Origin of the sequence: Paenibacillus terricola, from assembly GCF_014779765.1 — a bacterium.
GTDB classification, from domain to species: Bacteria; Bacillota; Bacilli; order Paenibacillales; family Paenibacillaceae; genus Paenibacillus_T; species Paenibacillus_T terricola.
In genome coordinates this window covers 137706-153536 of record NZ_JACXZA010000007.1, presented here as the reverse complement: position 1 = coordinate 153536, position 15831 = coordinate 137706, and the positions used below count along the sequence as shown (strand labels likewise).

The 15831-nt window shown below is 54.2% G+C and carries 16 protein-coding genes; 9 read left to right on the top strand and 7 right to left on the bottom strand.

The genetic code is table 11. The features are described from left to right. Nucleotides 1-51: 51 nt before the first annotated feature. Nucleotides 52-1233: a GGDEF domain-containing protein gene (locus H8B09_RS24570; RefSeq protein ID WP_191206238.1), complete on the top strand. Its 1182-nt coding sequence runs from the start codon at nt 52-54 to the stop codon at nt 1231-1233. 130 nt (nt 1234-1363) lie between these two features. Here the strand turns inward: H8B09_RS24570 and H8B09_RS24565 are convergent, their stop codons facing one another. Beyond that, nucleotides 1364-2377: a zinc-dependent alcohol dehydrogenase family protein gene (locus tag H8B09_RS24565; RefSeq protein ID WP_191206237.1), complete on the bottom strand. Its 1014-nt coding sequence runs from the start codon at nt 2375-2377 to the stop codon at nt 1364-1366. A gap of 117 nt (nt 2378-2494) precedes the next feature. Between H8B09_RS24565 and H8B09_RS24560 the strand changes: the two genes are divergently transcribed. After that, nucleotides 2495-2860 carry a winged helix-turn-helix transcriptional regulator gene (locus H8B09_RS24560; RefSeq protein ID WP_191206236.1) on the top strand — a complete coding sequence of 122 codons (366 nt, stop codon included), beginning with the start codon at nt 2495-2497 and terminating at the stop codon, nt 2858-2860. A gap of 241 nt (nt 2861-3101) precedes the next feature. Then, nucleotides 3102-3737, top strand: a complete 636-nt coding sequence (locus tag H8B09_RS24555) for a 2OG-Fe(II) oxygenase (RefSeq protein ID WP_191206417.1) — start codon at nt 3102-3104, stop codon at nt 3735-3737. A gap of 56 nt (nt 3738-3793) precedes the next feature. Here the strand turns inward: H8B09_RS24555 and H8B09_RS24550 are convergent, their stop codons facing one another. Then, a complete protein-coding gene (locus tag H8B09_RS24550; RefSeq protein WP_191206235.1) occupies nt 3794-5326 on the bottom strand; it encodes an MFS transporter in 1533 nt (510 codons plus the stop codon). A 139-nt stretch (nt 5327-5465) separates the two neighbouring features. Between H8B09_RS24550 and H8B09_RS24545 the strand changes: the two genes are divergently transcribed. After that, on the top strand, nt 5466-6422 hold the full coding sequence (locus tag H8B09_RS24545; RefSeq protein WP_224753960.1) for a helix-turn-helix transcriptional regulator: 957 nt from the start codon (nt 5466-5468) through the stop codon (nt 6420-6422). 63 nt (nt 6423-6485) lie between these two features. On the opposite strand, the gene H8B09_RS24540 is transcribed toward H8B09_RS24545, so the two are convergent. Further along, nucleotides 6486-7007, bottom strand: a complete 522-nt coding sequence (locus H8B09_RS24540; RefSeq protein WP_191206233.1) for an HPP family protein — start codon at nt 7005-7007, stop codon at nt 6486-6488. A 120-nt stretch (nt 7008-7127) separates the two neighbouring features. Here H8B09_RS24540 and H8B09_RS24535 point away from each other — a divergent pair, with 120 nt between their 5' ends. The 4 genes from H8B09_RS24535 (at nt 7128) to H8B09_RS24520 (ending at nt 10444) form a co-directional block, all read left to right on the top strand. Continuing rightward, the gene (locus tag H8B09_RS24535) at nt 7128-8003 is read left to right on the top strand and encodes a LysR family transcriptional regulator (protein ID WP_191206232.1); all 876 of its coding nucleotides are present in this window, start codon (nt 7128-7130) and stop codon (nt 8001-8003) included. Between the two features lie 57 nt (nt 8004-8060). Continuing rightward, complete coding sequence (locus tag H8B09_RS24530; RefSeq protein ID WP_191206231.1) at nt 8061-8519, top strand: DinB family protein; 459 nt, start codon at nt 8061-8063, stop codon at nt 8517-8519. Nucleotides 8520-8659: 140 nt separating this feature from the next. After that, entirely contained in the window at nt 8660-9094 is a 435-nt protein-coding gene (locus tag H8B09_RS24525) for a MarR family winged helix-turn-helix transcriptional regulator (RefSeq protein ID WP_191206230.1), read from the top strand. A gap of 111 nt (nt 9095-9205) precedes the next feature. Then, nucleotides 9206-10444, top strand: a complete 1239-nt coding sequence (locus tag H8B09_RS24520; RefSeq protein ID WP_191206416.1) for an MFS transporter — start codon at nt 9206-9208, stop codon at nt 10442-10444. A gap of 54 nt (nt 10445-10498) precedes the next feature. On the opposite strand, the gene H8B09_RS24515 is transcribed toward H8B09_RS24520, so the two are convergent. The 3 genes from H8B09_RS24515 to H8B09_RS24505 all read right to left on the bottom strand — a co-directional run bounded on the left by H8B09_RS24515 (nt 10499) and on the right by H8B09_RS24505 (nt 14624). After that, nucleotides 10499-11380 carry a pirin family protein gene (locus H8B09_RS24515; protein ID WP_191206229.1) on the bottom strand — a complete coding sequence of 294 codons (882 nt, stop codon included), beginning with the start codon at nt 11378-11380 and terminating at the stop codon, nt 10499-10501. A 174-nt stretch (nt 11381-11554) separates the two neighbouring features. After that, a complete protein-coding gene (locus tag H8B09_RS24510; RefSeq protein ID WP_191206228.1) occupies nt 11555-13957 on the bottom strand; it encodes an MMPL family transporter in 2403 nt (800 codons plus the stop codon). A gap of 52 nt (nt 13958-14009) precedes the next feature. Next, the gene (locus H8B09_RS24505) at nt 14010-14624 is read right to left on the bottom strand and encodes a TetR/AcrR family transcriptional regulator (protein WP_191206227.1); all 615 of its coding nucleotides are present in this window, start codon (nt 14622-14624) and stop codon (nt 14010-14012) included. A 242-nt stretch (nt 14625-14866) separates the two neighbouring features. On the opposite strand from H8B09_RS24505, the gene H8B09_RS24500 reads away from it, so the two are divergent. Beyond that, nucleotides 14867-15280 (top strand): GNAT family N-acetyltransferase, encoded by a 414-nt coding sequence (locus H8B09_RS24500; protein ID WP_191206226.1) that lies wholly within the window; start codon nt 14867-14869, stop codon nt 15278-15280. 33 nt (nt 15281-15313) lie between these two features. On the opposite strand, the gene H8B09_RS24495 is transcribed toward H8B09_RS24500, so the two are convergent. Continuing rightward, nucleotides 15314-15742 carry an Lrp/AsnC family transcriptional regulator gene (locus H8B09_RS24495; RefSeq protein ID WP_191206225.1) on the bottom strand — a complete coding sequence of 143 codons (429 nt, stop codon included), beginning with the start codon at nt 15740-15742 and terminating at the stop codon, nt 15314-15316. Nucleotides 15743-15831: the final 89 nt, after the last annotated feature.

Sequence of the window (15831 nt, the reverse complement as noted above, 5' to 3'; positions counted from 1 at the left end):
ATACTATAATCAGAGTGCTATTACTATTTTTTGTACGAGATGGTGCTGGTTATGTCCATATCCTTGGATGCTCAAACGGTGTTTGCAACGTTATTAATCGGCTATTTGATCGCATTGGTGCTCACGTTGGCCTACTGGAACGACAGTATGAGGCTTGTTACGGTTAGAGTCTATATCGGGGCCAAAAGCATGCAGGCTGTCGCTTTATTCCTGGTGTCCATGCGCGGCTATATGCCGGAAACTGTGTCCATACTGCTCGGCAACAGTATACTCTTCGTCGTGTACGCATTAGAGATCTGTGCGCTGCTTCATTTGCAGCGCGTTCTGACGAAGAGAATGAAGTGGCTGTACGCATTTATTACAGCAGGCAGCATTGCGGGCTTCTCCCTGATCTACCTGCTCCATAATCGAGAAGAATTCCGAATTGCGTTCGCCTCTGTGCTGCTTGCCGTTATATTCCTGCCATCCTATCGGCTGCTGCTTGCTCGCGGAGCAAGTCCGCTTGCCCGTGTGATGGGTGCGCTCTATTTTGGTGTAGCGATCTGGATGCTCGTTCGAGCGGGAGCTGCGGTGCTGGGGTACAAATGGGCGAGCTTCTATACGCCTAGCGAGTATCAGCTGCCGACGCTGCTGGTTCTATTCCTGATCATTGTGGTTGGGCATACCGGCGTTGTGCTGCTTATGAAGGAGCAGTCGCATCGTGAACTCGTTATACTTGCGAACCAAGATGACCTGACAGGCGCGCTTAACCGGCGAACATTCGCCATTCAAGCGGAGCGACAGCTTGTTCGATACGCGAAGTTGCACAAGCCGATGTCTTATTTACTTTTTGATGTGGATCGCTTCAAGACCATTAACGATACCTATGGGCACTATGTAGGCGATCAGGTGCTGCAGCATCTGGCATCGCGAGTTCGACACCACTTGGATAAGGATGATATGCTCGTACGCTATGGAGGCGACGAGTTCGGCATTCTGCTGCCTGGCCGTGACGAGGAGGCTTCTGCCCGGTTCGCGGAGCAAATGATCAGTGAATTCACGGCAGGGGACGAACAGCAGCCAGCTCCCTATTCCATCAGTGTAGGAATATTAACGGTCATCCCGGATGCTCAGACAAGGTTGGAAAATCTGTACATTACGTGCGACAAAGCACTATATGCCGCAAAGCGCGACGGAAGAAACCGAATCATTCGTGTTCGACAGGAGCGTAAGACAGCTGTGCCGGTGGAATAAGAGAGAGAACAATAAAGGGTTACTTGCTGCGAGTTAGACGATTCGCAGGCAAGTAACCCTTATTTTTGTGGCCGGTCCCTGATCCTTCTAGAACGCTAACCCTACTCTTCGCCTTCTTCAACCGTAATGATTAGAATGCTATCGTAACTTTCCCGAAGGCCGATCCTTGCGCCATGTATCGAAGGGCGTCCAGCGAATGAGTGAATGGGAATGAACGGTCAATGATAGGATGAAGTTCATGCTGTTCAATGGCAAGATTCATGCGTTCGAACATTTCCCTGCTGCCAACGTTGATGGCTTGCAATCGAGCTTTGCGAAGAATAGCAGGCACAATCGCGAAGTCATTAACGACTGCGCCTGACAGAAGGCCGACTATGCTGATCTGACCGCCAACCTTCAGCGCTGCCAAGGAACGGTTTAAGGTGGAACCGCCGCCTAGATCGACAATATGATCCGCACCGCGGCCTTCCGTGAAAGCAAGGACGTCCTGCTCCCAATCCGGCGAAGTCCGATAGTTGATCCCATAGTCGGCTCCAAGCGCCTTGGCGCGTTCCAGCTTCTCATCGCTGCTGGAAGTTGCGATAACGCGAGCGCCGAGCAGCTTAGCGAATTGCAGGGCGAAAATGGATACGCCGCCAGTTCCCTGCACAACGACGGTATCGCCAGCCTTCACTTGTCCTTCCTCCACAATCGCGTGCCACGCGGTGACTGCTGCACAGGGCAGTGTAGCGGCCTCCTCATCGGTCAAATGGTCGGGTACGCGCACCAAGCCCTCTTCCGGAAGGACGACATACTCTGCAAGCAGTCCGTCAAACGGGCTGCCAAGTGTGGATACCCAATTCGCTTGCGTAGGCTCACCCGTCGTCCAGCTTTGCGTGAATATAGGGCTCACTCTTTCGCCAATTTTGAATTTGGAAGCCTGATCGCCTAATGCAGCTATTTCACCAACGCCATCGGACACAGGAATGAGCGGCTGAGTTCGATTAGGCTCATAGAACCCGTTAATCACCCCGATATCACGGGCGTTCAGCGATGCAGCCTTCATGCGAATAAGCACTTCGCCAGGTCCAGGGGATGGAATGGGGCGATCCTCCTGCTTCACATTATCCAACCCAAATCCATTTCGCAGTACATATGCCTTCATCCTTACCAGCTCCCTTACTTGAGATAGACACAGTATAGGTCCGGTGCTAAAATTTAGTAAGTCGGCACTTTAAGGTGGGTTACGAACATTTAGGTTCGTACGAAAGGAGATGCAGCTATGGGAACGAAGCCGGACATTTCGCTGGAGGCATGCACCTACAGCCATGTGCTCGAGATTATTTCGAACAAGTGGACCGCACTTGCGATTTATGCGATGGAGACGGGCCCTATCCGGTATGGCGAGATGATGCGGCGCATTGAAGGCATTTCGCAGAAAATGCTGACCCAGACGCTGAAACAGCTCGAACGCAACGGCATCGTCAACCGCAAGCTGACCCCATCCGTACCGCCTACTACCGAATATTCGCTCACGCCGCTTGGAGAATCGCTCCTGCCGTTAATGACCGCGCTAAAGCTGTGGGCGGAAGACCATTTGGACAGTGTCAAACAAGCCAGAATGCATTACGACAACCTCAAACCTTAGTTAGTACCGCACACCTCGCATATGATTATTCAGGATTTGTCACACAAATTACTCCTCAATGACAGCAGCATTGTTATCTGTACACCGCTTACCCATCTTCATTTATTATCGGAAATCAATCCCGACGCGCCGGTCATGACAGGCGCAAGCTCATAGCGCACCGTTACCCGCAATCCATCAACAGACAGCACAGCATTTTCATAATTTTTCATCAATTATGCCCTTAGTGGAGGATGAAGCGATGGTCGTTAAAGAGCAGTCGATTGTAGATGCCTCAGGAGGAGATATCCTGAGGACGAGCGACAGGCAGATTCGGATTGTCGACAAGCTGGAAGAGCCGCTTATCTTGGTGTTAGAGGATGTGCTAAGCGCAGAAGAATGCGATGTCCTAATCGCGTTGGCAAGCGATAGGATGCAGCGATCTCGAATTGGAGGCGCCCACACGGTCAGTGACATACGGACGAGCAGCAGCATGTTCTTGGAGGAAGGCGAGAATGCTTGGGTTCGTTCGGTTGAGGAAAGGCTGTCAGAGCTTATGCAGGTGCCGCTGGCGCATGCCGAACCGCTGCAGGTGCTGCACTATAGGCCTGGTGAGCAGTATAAACTTCACTACGACTACTTCACTTCGGATACGGTTGCTAACAATCGGATCAGCACGCTTGTTATGTATTTGAATGATGTGGAAGAGGGCGGGGAGACCTGTTTCCCCCTGCTTCAGCTATCGGTTGCACCGAAGAAGGGAAGCGCGGTCTATTTTGAATATTTTTATACCGATCATCACTTGAATGAATTGACGCTGCATGCCGGCAACCCCGTTGTGACGGGGGAGAAGTGGGTCGCAACGCAGTGGATGAGAAGGCAGCGGTTTCGCGATTAATAAGTTATGTCAGAAGACATCATAGATAGGGCATTCGTGATAGAGCGGTCCTTAGGTCATCTTAGTGGATGATCTAAAGATCGCTTTTTTGCGTTGGTCTGAGCTTGTTCGACGTCCCGATAGACCCGTCGGAAGAGGAGGGCTGAGATGAATTGCATCGCTGCGGCCAAATAAAACGGAGGCACGTAATCCCCCTCGTCGACGAATTGCACGAATATGCCCGGCCATAGAACGGCCGTCAGCCGTATGGCGATCATGTTAAGGCGGGAAAGGAGAGTGTGCTTGTGGCGGTCTCGCTCCTCCATCATAAGCGCTGTGCGATTGCCGCGGGTGCCCAGATTGCAAGCGGTGCATCCGATCTCGATAAGGGCGGCCAGCCAGAAGGCGGTCACCCAAGGGAGGATGAGCAGCAGGGAGATGGCGGCGAACTGCAGGCTGATGATCGTCTTTAAGGTCACATCTCGTCCAGCCTTGCCGCTTGTCAGCTGTGCAAGGAGCGCGGCGCCCAAGAAGGAGATGCCCATGATGAGCCCGATGATGCCGGCAGAGGCGCCGAATCGTTCCGCCAACCAATAGGCGGTGACCGTACTGGTCAGCGCAGCGGTCACGCCGCTCAAGCTGCTTGCGAGCATGCGGAGCTGGTTGTTCCGCGTCGTTGCCAGCTGGACTGTCTTCGGCTTGCGGAGCAGCCGGAGGTTGGCAGCTGCGATGAGCAGAACGAACAAGGCGGCTGGGGCGATCCGTTTAAGCTCAACTGAGTTTGAGCGATAGGCTATTCCGACAAGAACGCTGATAAAGATAATAAGGGCTAGTCCGACCAGTCCGAATAATGATGCACGCGTACGAATAGCCGATGATCGCTCATCTGGTTCAGGGGCAGCTGCGGCCGCAATAGTCGTGGCAGCTGAATGGACGCCTAGAGTCTCAGAGATTGCGGCTTTGTTGTTAGCGGCTGAAGACGGTTTCCGCGCACCGCCGCGTATGCGCCAGATACATATGATGCAGCCGACGGTTACAATTGCAATGAGCATATAGAGAAGTCGAAAGCTGGCAGCATTCTCTGCTGTTCCATATAGCAGACTGGGGATGCAGGCCAGCAGTGCACCGGCTCCAAGTCCGGTATAGCTATAACGTGCGTTGCGGCCGAAGAGTGCCTTCGATTTGGCAGGATCCTTCGCATACGCGCCTAGCCAGGCGCTTTCAATCGGTGCGGTTGGACCGCCAGTGCCGGAATGTCCGCTGCCGAGCCCGGCCGCTGTAATAGCTGTGGTCAGCAGCCATGGCATAGTGGTTACTGCCATGACGGAAGCAGCACATAGCGTGATGACCTCGAAGAGAAGCAGAGCGCGCTTGGCACCGAGCCGCGAATTGAAATACACACTCGACAGGGTCAGAATAATGCGAACGAGGCTTGCAGCCGCAATGACAGCGCCAATTGCAGTGCCGCTCCAGCCTAGCTCGCGCAGATAGAGGCTTGTAATCGTAAGCGCGGCGCCTTGACCGATACTGCGAAGTAGGGTGATGGTTTGCAGCAGGCGGACAGCGCCTCGAGGGTCTGCGACTTGCATTTTATCGGCAGAAGACTTCACATGTATTCCTCCTTTCCTCTTAAGGTGGTTTGCATACTTCGTCATCGGGTTTAGTTGTGAGCTATAATAGCATGGACTCCCTGACATCTACTGTCAGGGAGTGAGGGCCGCCATACATGGAAGAGAGGATGTGGTGAAGATGCGAGCGGATCGGCTTCTGTCCATCATGATGTATTTGCAGCAGGCGGGAAGAATGACGGCGAATGAGCTGGCGCAGCTGCTGGAGGTGTCTGAGCGGACGATCTATCGGGATATGGATGCACTAAGCGGCATGGGCGTACCGGTGCAGTCGGAGGGCGGTCTTGGCGGCGGCTTCATGCTGCCGGCCAATTATCGGACGAAGCTCGATGGTTTGAACACGTCGGAGGTCCATGCCATATTCCTGCAGATAAACGAGCAGCCCTTTAAGCAGCTGGGCATTGAACAGGCGATGCGTTCAGCGCTGCTCAAACTGATGGGAAGCTTATCGAATCAGCATCGGGAGGATGCCGATTGGATTCGCAATCGGGTGTTCATCGATATGGGAAGCTGGCATGCCCAGCCGGAGCAGCAGCAGGGGGATGACAGACTGCGGCTTATCCGGAAGGCGGTATGGGAGCAGCGGCGCTTGCAGCTAACGTACAAGAACCGTCTGCATTCAACTGCGGAACTATCGCTGGATAGCTATGGCATCGTGCTGAAGGCCGGCATATGGTTCGTCATTGGCCGTTCGGATGAGAGCATTCGAGCACTTCGTGTGTCGAGCATTCAGTCGATTGAACCGACCGACACCGTATTCGAGCGTCCGACGGCGTTCCGTCTGGAGACGTTCTGGGAGCAGTGGTTGGCGTCCTATCAACATCGACAGTTCCCCTATATCGTGGCGGTTGTGCTGCATCATGAGGATTCTGCGGAACGGGTTGCCCGGTTGGGCGGGGTACTGTTTCAGATGCGAGAGGAAGCAGGAGTACGAAGGGCGGAGGTCGGTTTCGAGAGTGAGGAGTCGGCTGTCCGAGCTATGCTCGCGCTTGCCCATCTCGTAGAGGCAGCAGGCCCATCGACATTGATGACACGGTTGCGAGAGGAAATTCAGCATCTTGGGGGCATGTACAAATAAAAAAGGGCTGAGCAGATCGAATGGATTTGCTGCAGCCCTTTGTTGGTGCAAGGCAGCGCAATGCTATGCGCTTGTTGAAGTGGACTTGACGATCGTTGGTTTCGCGATGGCTGCCGATGCCGCCGACTGCTGCTGTTGTTGGGCACGCTTCTTCATCATATAACGGTACAATGCGCTCAGCCCGACTAGAATGACGGCCCCGGCTAAGACGGGCGCGAAGAGGAACGACCATCCGGCTCCTGCTAGAATAACGACGATGGGATCGGCGCCGGCGGGAGGATGAATGGTACCCGTTACTTGCATGAGGTAGACCGACAAGGCGACTGCAAGGGCTATCGACCAGATGTGGTTGCCGAATGCATGATAGACGATAAGACCTGTTAACGCGCTGATCATATGGCCGCCGATGACGTTGCGCGGTCTGGCGAGCGGGCTGTCCGGCAGAGCGAACACAATGACGCATGATGCGCCGAATGGAGCCATCAGCATCGTGAGGTCGGTTGTATGCTCGAATGCGAGCAAGACGAGTACAGCTATTAGTGCCCCAACGGCGGGGAGGAGCGGACGTAGGAAGCGGGTTAACATAGGTGTAATCTCTCCTTTACGATGAACTGTTCCTAATGTTAGCATGTGATTATCAATTTGAAAAATGAATGAACGCGATATCTGGTATTTCAAAATCGAATGCCAAGGAGGACACACGCCGTGTTCAACGAATGGGATGGCCGATCCATCCGGACGTTTCAGGCTGTCATGGAGGAACGAAGCTTCAGCCGGGCGGCTGATAGATTGGGTTATGTACAGTCGACTGTCACGACCCATATCGCCCAGCTCGAGAAGGCCAGCGGCAAGAGGCTGTTCGACCGGCTCCCGCGCGGCGTCGAGCCGACCGAGGCGGGTCTTGCGCTGGCGCGATTCGCGGAGCAGTTCGCTGTGCTCAGTCAGGCGCTTGAGGATGAGCTGAAGCGTTCCGAGCAGCCGAACGGCGTGCTGCGCGTGCGCGCGCTCGAATCGTACTGCGTGGCCAGACTGCCAAGGCTGCTCGCCGAATACGCCGAGCGATTCGAAGCGGTGGAGATGCAGCTCTCCACAGGCTTCATGCAGGACATATGCGAGCGGGTGCTCGATGGGCGGGATGAGCTCGGAATCGTGCCGCGGGACCCGATGCATGACGGGTTGATTTTTACACCGTTGCTGCAGGAGGAGATGGTGTGGGTCTCAGCGCCGCATGAACGTGGAGAACGGCATCGGAAGAGTGCTTATATCAGCTACGGCAACCAATGTTACTATCACGGAGTAGGCGAGCAGCTGCTTCGCGAAGCGGGGCATCCTGCGCTCGCGCAAATGCAATTGCGTTACCCGAGCATTGAACTAATTAAGCGGATGGTGCAAGCCGGATATGGGGTTTCTCTGCTGCCGCTGGTGAACGTAATGGATGAGCTGCATACGGGGCAGCTTGTCCAGCTGACGCTGCCTGTGCCTGAGCCGATTGAACACGGCATGATTCAGCTGCGCGGCAGACAGCTTCGTCCCGCGGCGGCGGCATTCGCGGCTTTGCTGCGCAGAGGGCTTGTAGACTAGCGTGATTCCGTTATAATAACCAGTAATTGGCGGATGCCATGTCTGGGAGGGATAACGTTGAAAACAGTCAAACGAATGTTCGAGCATCAATTGTGGGCGGATCGGCAGCTGCTGGATGCAGTAAGGAATAGCGGGGGCGGAAGCCCGGAGGCGCTGCGTCTATTTCGCCATCTTGCCATTGCCGAGCAAGTCTGGATTATACGGCTGAATGGCGAGTCATCGACACATCTTCAACTGTGGGCGGATGATGCGGATGTGGATGATATCGAAGCGCTCATCGCAAGCAATGAGCAGCAATATACGGCTTATCTGGCTGCGCTGACCGAAGAGCAGCTGGATGAGGATTTGACGTATGCGAGCCAGAACGGCACTGTATTCCGTACGCCGATTCGAGATATTTTGACACACGTTGCCCTCCATGGTCAGTATCATCGCGGCCAGATTAATCGGATATTACGAGAAACGGCAGGAGAGCCGCAAGCGCTCGACTTTATTTTATTCGCGCGGAATAACTGATCGTCTGATGGAATGGATGCCCCTTTCGCTTGTAGGCGAGAGGGGCTTTTTAATTTCGGATTCGCCCATTGACAGTTGGAATTGATACCCTTATATTTGTTGTACATACAAAATAGAAATTCGGAAAAGAGGACACGACCATGAGCGGACCGGACGAAAGCTTCCTGACTAACTGTTTGTTCTTTACGGCTAATCGGCTAGGCCGCACGATTACGAAGATTGCAGAGGATGCATTCGCCCCCACGGGATTGACGCCGATGTACGGGTATTTGATTCGGCTTGCTGTCGGAACGCCGGGCATCTCCCAGAAGGAGCTGGCAGAGAAGCTGTCGGTAACGCCATCCACGCTGACTCGATTCGTTGATAAGCTGGAGCTTAAGGGGCTGGTCGAACGGAAGGTGCAGGGCAAGACGGTGCTCGTCTACGCAACGGCCAAGGGCGAAGGCATGATCGAGACGATCAAGGCGGCATCACGGGAATTGCGCAGCCGTTATGAGGCGCTGCTCGGCAAAGAATTCGCGGATGAGATCTCGAAGCAGCTCATATTCTCGAGTGAACAGTTGGAGAAGCAATAGGCTTCTTCTTGCATTAATTTGATTGTATGTACAAACAAAATAGGATAGAGAGAGTGAGTGGTTACTGTGAATCTTGTGCCGCAAACAGAAGCAGGTCGGAAGGCGCCTCGCATGCACTACGGATGGGTGGTCGTTGCCGTCACATTCGTTACGCTGCTCGTTTCTGCGGGTGTCCGCTCGATGCCAAGCATCTTCATGCTGAGTTTCGAGAAGGATTTCGGCTGGAGCCGCGGGGGGATTTCGAGTGTAGTGTCAGTCGGCATATTCCTCTACGGACTTGTCGGTCCATTCTCGGCTTCGTTCTTGGAGCGGTTCGGCGTACGCCGTGTTATGCTGTTCGCCATCAGCTTATTGGCTGCAGGGCTTGCAGTTACGCCGCTAATGACGGCGTTGTGGCAATTCGAAATTTTATGGGGCGTCATAACAGGAATCGCGACGGGCTTCATGGCGAATGTGCTTGGCGTGACGGTATCGAACAAATGGTTTGCGAAGCGCAGGGGTCTTGTGGTCGGCATTCTAACGGCGAGCGCGGCGACGGGACAGCTGTTGTTCCTTCCGCTGCTTGCTCGCATTACAGTGGAGGCTGGATGGAAGTCGGCTGTTTACACGGCGGTTGCAGTGCTGGTCGTCCTGCTGCTGATCGTCGCAATCTTCATGCGGAATCATCCTTCGGATGTGGGGGCTGCGCCATATGGCTCGAGTGAGGTCGTTCAGCCAACCCCGTTCCGGGGCAATCTGTTCTTGGCGCCCCTCCTTGCTCTTCGTTCGGCGCTTGGCAGCAAATCGTTCTGGCTGCTGGCCGGCACGTTCTTCTTCTGCGGCTATTCGACGAATGGGCTGATCGGTACGCATCTCATTCCGGCCTGCGGCGATTTCGGCATTACCGAGGTAACGGCAGCGAGTCTGCTCGCATTGATGGGGTTGTTTGACCTGTTCGGCACAACGCTATCAGGCTGGTTGTCCGACCGGTTCGACAGCCGCTGGCTGCTCGTCTGGTATTATGGGCTGCGCGGACTGTCTCTGCTGTTCCTGCCTTACGCATTGAGCGCTGGACCAACAGAGCTGTTGGTCTTCAGCGTCTTCTACGGTCTGGACTGGATTGCAACGGTGCCGCCGACCGTGAAGCTGGCGACGCAGGAGTTCGGCAAGGAACGTTCGGGGATGATCTTCGGCTGGGTCGTCGTTGCGCATCAGCTTGGCGCTTCCACAGCGGCGTACGGTGCGGGTGCGATCCGCGATTGGCTCGGCACGTACTCGACGGCGTTCGTATCGGCCGGATTCGTCTGCCTGTTCGCGGCTGTGATATCGACACGTATTGGCCGGAAGAAAGTCGCTGTATCGGCGGAGTGAATTTGGTGCAGCGAGCAAAGGGTCAGCCTCGACGGCTGACCCTTTGTATTATATTTAGAAATTCGGATCGCCCATTTTGCCATCTTGGAAGTCATTATAGGCTTGGATCAGCTCTTCGCGGCTGTTCATGACGAACGGCCCGTGCTGAACGATTGGCTCGTCGATAGGTTCGCCGCTCAGTATGATGACGAGCGTATCGTCCGTATGACCCTCTACCGTAATCTCGCCTGCCACATTATCGAAGAGGACGAAGTCGCCTGCGCTCGCTTGGCGCGAGTCATTGATTTTGACGGCGCCTTTCAGGACGAGCATCGCGGTATTATGTGATGCGGGAAGCTCGAACTGCGCCCGGCCGCCCGTCTGGAAGGCGATGTCGAACAGATTGATCGGCGTGAATGTCTCAGCCGGTCCTTTCACACCGTTATATTCACCTGCGATGATGCGAACTTTACCGCCGTTATCCGGGAGCGTGACGTAGCCCATTTGGCTTTTGAGCAGCTCTTGGTAACGAGGGGCGTGCATTTTGTGCTCGCGAGGCAGGTTGACCCACAGCTGAATCATATGGAATAGCCCGCCGCGTCTCCCGAACTCACGCTCATGATATTCTTTGTGCAGCAGTCCGGATGCAGCGGTCATCCATTGTACGTCGCCAGGGCCAACGATGCCGTGGTTGCCGAAGCTGTCATGATGCTCGACATAACCGTCATAGGCGATCGTCACCGTCTCGAAGCCGCGGTGCGGATGCGCGCCGACCCCTCTCACATGCGGGCTTGGCGGGAATTCGAACGGTGCATTATAGTCGAGCAGGATGAATGGGCTAATACGCCATGCAAAGTTATTGCCGCTCGGGAAATAGTTCGAAACGCGGAATCCGTCGCCCACCATATGAAAGGGAGCGCCATGGTAAATGCCTTCAACTGTACGATAAGTAGTCATCTTCAATCGTCTCCTTTATGAGTAATCTCATGTCCTTGACATTTGATATCTTAAATTTAAGATAATTATCTTGAATTAAAGATAATACAAATCATCGATTCTGTCAAGCGGTTGAATCCGCGCGAAACAGAAAGCGCCGGAGCCGCCACATGGGCGTTCCGGCGCTTGCTTGCTTTAATGATGATTCGCTACTTTTGCCTTTGCCTTCACGCTGGTGTGCTGCTCCTGTGCGTTCAGTTCGGCGATAAGTTTATCGCCTTCAACGTCGAGGTTCGGCAGCAGACGATCCAGCCAGCGAGGCAGGCCCCATGCCCGATCGCTGAACACGGCCATGATGGCTGGAACAAGCGTCATACGGACGATGAAGGCGTCGATCAGAATGCCGATTGCGAGCGCGAAGCCGATCTGTTTGATCATAATGTCATGCGTCAGGACGAAGCCGGCGAATACGGACACCATGATGACCGCTGCGGCCAATACAACGCGGCTCGCTTGTTCATAACCGGATACGACGCTTGCCGTACCTTTGTGACCGTGAACATACGATTCGCGCATGGAGCTGACCAGGAACACTTGATAGTCCATCGCCAGGCCGTACAAGATCCCCGTAACCATTATCGGCATGAAGCTGAGCAGCGGACCGCCAGTATCGAAGCCGAGCAAGTCGTGAACCCATCCCCATTGGAAGACGGCTGTCGTAATGCCGAATGTCGCGAGAATGCTGAGCAGGAAGCCAACCGTCGCCTTGATCGGCACGATGATCGAACGGAAGACGAGCAGCAGAATGATGAGCGACAGAATAACGATAATGCCGACATACAGCGGGAACACCTCAGCGAGCTTCGCCGACATATCGATATTGATAGCGGTGAAGCCGGTAACGCCGATGTTTACATCGCTTGCTTGCGCGATAGCCGATTGAGGATCACGCAGGTCTGCAACGAGGTCCTTCGTCGTCTTATCGGTCGGGCCGGATTTCGGGATCAGGCTAATAATCGCCAAATCGCCATTCTGATTAATGCCCATCGGATTCACAATCATGACATCATCGTGCTGCTGCAGTCCTTGTACCAGCTTGCCCAACACTTCTTGTGTAACCTTGCCATCCGCTGCATTCGGTCTTGCGACGAGCAGCAATGGACCATTGAACCCTTCGCCGAATCCTTCGGAAATCGCATCATAGCTCTGTCTAGTTGTCGTATCGTAGTTTGCCGTTGCGCCGGAAGGAATGCCCATCTCCATCTTCGCTACCGGAATGGCGGCTACGCCAAGAATAACAACGGAAGCGACGATGATCAGCCAGCGATATTTCACTGTGCCTTTCGCCCAACGATAAGCAAACCCGTGGCGATCTGCAATTTTGTTCTTCGCCGCGGCGTTCTTGCGTGCTTTCTCCGAGCAGATGCGCTCACCGACGAGGCCGAGCAGTGCCGGAAGCAGCGTAAGAGCGATCAGTACGTTGACGAATACGCTTGCCGCCGCAACAAGCGCCATTGTCGACAGGAAGGCGATGCCGATTACGAGCATGCCGCACAGGGCAATAATAACGGTTAATCCTGCGAAAAATACTGCGCTGCCCGCCGTGCCGATCGCCCGGCTCGCCGCTTCGCGAGCGCTGAGGCCATTGTCGAGCATCATGCGGCGCTGACGATTGACGATGAACAGACAGTAGTCGATGCCGACCGCAAGGCCGACCATCAACGCAAGCGCAGGCGTTACATCGTTCATGCCGATGAATTTAGAGAATGCGTACGCGCCGCCGACGCTAATGCCGACGCCGAGCAGGGCGGTAAGCAGCGGCAAGCCAGCTGCAACGATCGATCCAAGCGTAATGAACAGAACAATGGCAGCGACGACAATGCCGATGCCTTCGGTCGCGCCAACGGCAGGCTTCGAAGACAACGTGTCGCTTGGAAGTGCCTTAATGCCCAAGCCGCCTTGTTCAACCGACGTTACCGTATTAATAACACTGTCGAGAACTTCTTGCGGCAGGTCCATTTGCTGAACGGTGAATTGGAATTGAAACATTGCGATGCTGCCGTCTGCAGACAACGTCACGCCTGTAACGGGAGCGCCATTGTCCATCAGCGGACCGAACGGTGCAGCGTTTGCTTGCTGTTGACCGCTATCCGCAGCCGTTTGCTGCTGGCTGCTATCTGCAGTTGCCTGTTGCTGGCCGCTGTCTGCAGCAGCGGCTTGCGTCTGATCTGCATTCGCTGCGGCTGCAGCGGCAGCTTCCGCTGCTAATTTGGCCGGATTGATTACGTACTCCAGGTTATAAACGTCATTGACTGCTTTGCTGAGCAGGGCTGCCCGCTCAGGCGTGTCTAACCGTTCGCCCTTCGGCGCTTCGAATACGACACTTGCTTGACCTCCCGACGCTTCCGGCAGCTCTTGTGCCAGCTGGTCGAGCACTTTCTGAGACTCGGTGCCTTCAATCTTCATCTCGGAGCCAACATGGATGCCGTTAATGCCGATGAGTGCGAGTACAACGCCAAGAATGACAATCCAGCTCGTAATGAAATACCATGGCTTGTTGTAAGCAGACTTGCCGATTCGGTACAAGAATGTAGACATGCGGTGGTGTTCCTCTCCTTTATCTATATCTTTCTTGTGCTAATTAAGGTGGCTAGAAGCCGTTGCTCAAGTGCTTAAACATTTCGTCCAGATACTGCTCGAACGTCATTGCCCCCGGCATATCTACATCGGGTTCCCCCTGGAAGAGAATGGGGAGATCGCTGTTGAGCAGCGGAAGCGCAGCCCCGTACATGGCACCTGCGAGCAGGTGCGTGTACATCTCGGAGTGGCGTCCGCGCGAACAACGGCTCAGAATATGCTGCGCTTTGCGCTGGAATTGATGGAAGATCGTCAGAATGTAAGGCTCAAGGGTCGGGAACTGCACGGAGAGTTTCACCAGCTTGCGCATCGTCTTTATTTGTTCGACGGTGAACTGCATCCGCATCAGTTGGTGCAGGATATCGACCATGGAAGCCGTCTCAGCTAGTTCATTAACAAGCTCTTCTTCGTCAGGGGCGTCTTTGAAAATAACCGCTGCCGCAGCAACAGCCTCCTCCTTGCAGGAGAAATGGTTCGCGAACGTCCGCCGCGAATAGCCGGCGCGCTGCACAATATCTTCGACGACGAAGCCATCCAGCCCCTTATCGAGCGCGAGCTCGAATGCTGCCTCGGCAAGCGCGTTAGCGGTTGCCTCTTTCTTGATGTCACGAAGGCTTAATTTGTTCATCGTAGTGAGTGGTTCACCTCCAGCATCCAACTCGTAATTATTCTCTATTAATATTATTGCCCAATGGGCAATATTGCACAATGGGAAATAATTGTCGGTTTTGTGACATTGATCACATCTCGTATCGCATAGAGCGATGAAAGACAGGGAACCTCTATGCGATGGGAAGTCCTGCTTATAAGGTTTGCATAAACGTATAGGATTAGCCGCAATTCGACGGAGTGGAGGTAAGAAGAGAGAGAATGGATGAATTAATGGAGGTATTTCCTGAAGCGCCAAGCGCTGAGGAGTACAACGCGCTGCGTATTGCGGCGGGATTAAGCCCGAAGGACTTAGCTGGCGCGAGAATCGGACTTGCGCACTCGGTCCATATTGTTACGCTGCGCAGCGACGACGGGCAGTTGGTGGGAATGGGGCGGATTATCGGAGACGGAGGATGCTTTTATCACATAGTAGACATTGCGGTTCACCCGTCTCGTCAAGGCCGCGGTTACGGTAAGCTGATCATGAAGGCGTTGATGGACTATTTGGATGCGACCGCGCACCCGGGGTCCTATGTAAGTCTGATCGCGGATGTGCCAGCTGACCAGTTGTACCGCAAGTTTGGGTTTGATTATACGCAGCCGAAATCGGTAGGGATGTACCGAAGATATTAAACTCTGGCCCTATACCTGCCTCTCCTGGAGTAATTACTTAATTCGTTCTATCGACATGCTGAGCTTATAGTTGCCGAAAGTCAGTATTTCCTCCAGCAGCTTGTTCAGTTCGGTCATATCGCTGACACGAACACGCATCCAATAGCAGCCTTCTCCGCTGACGCGATGCATCTCATGGACGGACTCGTTCGACTGCACAAGGTCCCGAAGCGCTTGATGCGCTTGGTTCGAATGCATGAACAGAATAAGAAAAGCATGAATGTGCAGGCCGATCCGTTCAGGATTCCAGCGCAGCGTGTAGCCGTCGATGACGCCGAGGTCCTGCAGCTTGCGAACGCGTGCGCCAACGGCCTGTCCTGTCAGGTGAACGGCCTCTCCGATTTCTTTATGGGTGAGCAGGGCGTTATTCAACAGCTCTTGGAGAATGCGAATATCAGTATCATCAATGGTCTGATTAGCCATCTAGCGTCGACTCCTTTCACAGCGAAAGCAAACTCGCCCGAATACGTTCACCAAGTTATGGTTCGATTGCGGCGTCAGATGCTATCATC